General features: G+C 74.4%; 1 protein-coding gene. It reads right to left on the reverse strand.

The window, feature by feature from the left end; translation table 11 throughout:
• Window positions 1-50 precede the first annotated feature (50 nt).
• The gene (locus ACWCRB_RS49050; protein WP_451002258.1) at window positions 51-4,208 is read right to left on the reverse strand and encodes an SCO5717 family growth-regulating ATPase; all 4,158 of its coding nucleotides are present in this window, start codon (window positions 4,206-4,208) and stop codon (window positions 51-53) included.
• Window positions 4,209-4,666 lie beyond the last annotated feature (458 nt).

Genomic DNA, 4,666 nt, shown 5'->3' on the forward strand with positions numbered 1-4,666 from the left:
GGCCGATGCCCTGGGTTGGGCATCGGCCGCCTTCTTGTGTCCCCTGCCCGCTACTGCTGCGGAGGCTGCGGGTAGCCGGGCTGCTGGGCCTGCTGCTGAGGCGGCTGGTAGGGCTGCCCCGGCTGCGGCGGATAGCCGTACGGCTGACCGGGCTGGGGCGGCGGCGGGTACTGCCCCGGCCGGCCGGGCGGCGGCGGAACGTACTGGCCCTGCCCCGGGACGGGCGGAGCCGCCGGATACGGCTGCCCCGGAGCCTGCTGCATCTGCTGCTGGTGTCCCGGCAGCGGCGGGGCCGCGACCGGAGGCGGGTTGCCGTCCGAGGTCCAGAGCCCGTGCATCTGCTGGTGCCGTACGAAGTCCTCGGCGATCAGGGCGGCGAGGTTGAAGTAGGCCTCGCGGACCTTGGGCCGCATCATGTCGAGGTCGACCTCGGCACCGGCGGCGAGATGCTCGTCGAAGGGCACGGTGATGACACCCCGGCAGCGCGTCTCGAAGTGGGAGACGATGTCCTCCACCTTGATCATCTTGCCGGTCTCGCGCACACCCGAGATGACGGTGAGGGACCGCGAGACCAGGTCCGCGTACCCGTGCGCCGACAGCCAGTCCAGCGTCGTACTGGCGCTGCTGGCACCGTCCACGGACGGTGTCGAGATGATGATCAGCTGATCGGCGAGGTCGAGTACGCCCCGCATGGCGCTGTAGAGCAGACCCGTACCGGAGTCGGTCAGGATGATCGGGTACTGCTTGCCCAGTACGTCGATCGCGCGCCGGTAGTCCTCGTCGTTGAAGGTCGTCGAGACGGCCGGGTCGACGTCGTTGGCGATGATCTCCAGACCGGACGGCGCCTGGGACGTGAACCGCCGGATGTCCATGTACGAGTTGAGGTACGGGATCGCCTGGACGAGGTCCCGGATGGTGGCCCCGGTCTCGCGCCGCACACGGCGGCCGAGCGTACCGGCGTCCGGGTTGGCGTCGATGGCGAGGATCTTGTCCTGCCGCTCGGTGGCGAGGGTCGAGCCGAGCGCGGTGGTAGTGGTGGTCTTACCGACCCCACCCTTGAGGCTGATGACGGCGATGCGATAGCAGGACAGCACCGGCGTACGGATCAGCTCCAACTTCCGCTGCCGCTCGGCCTCCTCCTTCTTGCCGCCGAGCTTGAACCGGGAGGGAGCGGCTGCGGGCCGCCCGCTCTTCGCCTTCTGCTTCTTGTTGTTGAGCAGCCGGTCGGAGGACAACTCGACGGCCGCGGTGTAACCGAGCGGCGCGGCACCGGGGTTGGTCATCTGCCGCTGGTCGTGCTGCATGGGCTGCGGCCAGGCGGCCCCGGTACGCGGATCCACGGGCGGCTGCTGCCCGGCCTGCGGAACCCCGGGCTGGCCGTACGCCGGCTGCGGGGGCGACGCGGGAACGGCGCCCGGTGCATGCGGGGGCGCCGGAGGCCCGGCGTGCGGGTGGGGCGCGTCGGCCTGCTGCGGCACCTGAGGCTGCGGCGGCGCCTGCTGCGCGGGCGCCTGCGGGAAGGGGAACCCGTACCCACCGGGCGCACCGGCGGGGCCCCCGGGGCCACCGGGGTGCGGGAAGCCGTACCCGGGCTGAGGCGCCGGGGGCTGAGGCACAGGAGAACCAGCGGGAGGCGGGAAGCCGTACCCGTCCTGGGGGTTGGGGGTGGGCGCGGGGGGCACCGGCGCCGGGCTGCCGACGGGGGCTGGAGCCGGGGGAGTGGAGCCACCCGGGGTGCCGGGAGCCGACGCAGGGGTGCCACTCGGGGTGCCCGGAGCGGGAGCAGGGGTGGCTGGAGCCGGAGGCCGACCGCCGGGCTGGGGGGCGCCGTCGACGCCTTGCGGGCTGGGAGTGGCCGGGGCCGGAGGCTGGACGCCGGGGGGCGGGAAGCCGTACCCGCCTTGGGGGTTGGGGCCGGCAGGGGTCGGAGCCGGGGTAGGCGCGCCGGGCTGGGGGAAGCCGTAGCCACCCTGAGGGGTGGGACCCGTGGGCGGCGTTGCCGGGGGCGGGAATCCGTACTCGGAGGGCGGGCCGTCCTGCGCCGGGGCGGGAGCACTCGGCGTCGAGGGCTGGGCGCCGGGGGGCGGGAAGCCGTACCCGCCTTGGGCGTTCGGGCCCGCCGGGGTCGGCGCGGGTGCGCCCGGCTGCGGGAGGCCGTAGCCGCCCTGCGCGTTCGGAGCCGGGGGCTGGGCGCCGGGCTGGGGGAAGCCGTAGCCACCCTGAGCGTTCGGGGCCTGGGCCGGGGGCTGAGGTTGGGCGCCGGGGGGCGGGAAGCCGTACCCGCCTTGGGCGCTGGGACCTGCCGGGGTCGGCACGGGTGCGCCCGGCTGGGGGACGCTGTGGTCGCCCTGGGCGTTTGGTGCCGGGGCAGGAGGCTGGGCGCCCGGGCGCGGGAAGCCATACCCGCCTTGGGCGCTGGGGCCCGCTGGGGTCGGCGTGGGCGCTCCGGGCTGGGGGTCGATGTGGCTGCCCTGGGCGTTTGGTGCCGGGGGCTGGGCGCCGGGGTGCGGGAAGCCGTACCCGCCTTGGGCGTTGGGGCCTGCCGGGGTAGGAGCGGGTGCGCCCGGTTGGGGGGCGCTGTGGTCACCTTGGGCGTTTGGTGCCGGGGGCTGGGCGCCGGGGTGCGGGAAGCCGTACCCGCCCTGGGCGTTCGGGCCCGCCGGGGTAGGTGCGGGCGCGCCCGGCTGGGGGGCGCCGTAGCCGCCCTGAGCGTTCGGGGCGGGAGGCGGGAAGCCGTACCCGCCCTGGGCGTTGGGACCCGTGTGCGCAGCCGGAGTCGCTTGCGGCGGGAATCCGTAGCCAGCGGGCGGCGCACCCGGTGCCGCTGCCGGGGCAGGGACCCCAGGGACCGCCGCAGCCGGGTTGGGCGGCGGGAAGCCGTATCCGGCCTGCGGGGGCGCGGGAGCGTTCCAGGCGGTGGGCGCGGCCTGCGGCTGGAACGGGGGCTGCGTCGGCGGTACGGGTGGCTGCCGGCCCGGTACAGCGGGCGGCTGAGGCTGACCCGGTGCCGGCGTGGCCGACGCGGCCTGCGGCTGGACGGGCGCGGCTTCCGGCTGCGTCGGCGGCTGGGGTTGCGGCTGTGCGGGCCACTGTCCAGCCATGGCGGGCGCGGCCGGCTGGTACGACGGGGGCAGCGGCGGCAGTCCGCTGCCCTGACCTGTCGTCGGGGGAGCCCACGCGGGCGGTACGGTCCCGGGCGCGCCCTCCGGCAGCGGGGGCAGGTTGAGCGGTGCGCTGGGCACCGAGTCCCGCACGGGCGCGACCGGCGCGGAGTCGCGTACGTCGTCGACGGCGCTCGGTGCCGGCGCGGTGTCCTCGGGCTCGACGTCGACGACCTCGGCGGCCACCGGCTCGGCGTCCACCGGCTCCGAGGCGGCAACGTCCGTTGCCACTACTGCCGCGGACTCCGCGTCCTCCTCGTCGGATTCAGTGTCCGCAGACTCGACATCCTGCGGCGCCACGGCGTCACCGGCGTCGTCCTGCAGCTCGGGCACGGCACCGCTCACCTCGTCGGTGACCTCGTCAACATCCGTACCCTCGTCACCCTCACCTTCGGCACCCACCGCATCGACGTCATCCAGGGGCTCCGGGACACTCACCTCAGCGGCGACAGCCTCCGCCTCGAAGGCAGCATCGCCGGAGTCGTCGCCGGACTCGCCGCCGTCGGCAGCCGAGACCGCCGGCTCCGTGAAGTCGCGCTGCACGGCGGTCGGCGGAGCGGCCTGAGCCGGAGGGGTCGCCGGCACCGGAGGGGTCCACCGGGAGTGGAATCCGCCCACGGGAAAGCTGGGGACAGCCGTAGGGCTCGCGGGACCGCCCGCGGCCCCCGACTGCGGCGCCGCCAGGGGGAACCCACCGCTCACCGGCAACGGGGGCACACCCACAGGACTCGCATCGCCGACACCGGCACCCGAACGAGCATCCGCAGCCGCATCCGCGTCTACACCCGTGTCCGATGCCGAACCCGAACCCGTATCCGAGTCATCGCCCGACACCGGGCCCGCCTCGTCGTTCGATTCGGCATCCGTCTCGTCCTCGTCCTCGTCCCCCGACGCCCCCGACCCTCCCGACGCGTTCTGGGTGTACCAGGCAGGCGTCGCGTAATCGATGGTGAACTCGCCCGTCATCTCGCTGGCGGACTCCGCGTCGGACTGGTCATCGCCGGGTGTGGCCCAGCCCCCGCGGATCCCGTCCCGATCGCTGTTCACAGTTCCTCCTGATGTGGTCGAGCACCCGCTTGCCGTGCTGGGGCGACCATTTCTCGTCTGTATGCATGTCGTCCGAAGCCGGTTCTTCAGTGGGTTGTGTCCACGTCGTCCGGTATCGGGCGGCGGAGGTCGTCCGATCTGCTTGGCTCTTCCCCCGGTACTCCCGACCCAGCCTAATCACCACGACCCCCGCCCCGGCAGGCCCGTCCACCCCTCAGTGACCGTCCATTACGTCACAGCCTGACCGGAACCGATCCCGTCCGTGCCCGAACCGCCTTCTCCGGCAAGAGAGTTGACACGACCGGAACGACATCCGCCCCACACCCGCCACAACCTCACATGCATAGTAGGCGGCCCCTCTGACAACGCACTTCGCCGAAAAGCGCACGAAAAAGAGGGGCGGGGGGCCCGCCGAGCGCCCCCCCCCCCCCCCCCCCCCCCGCCCCCCCCCCCCCCCC

The organism is Streptomyces sp. NPDC002156 (genome assembly GCF_053593675.1).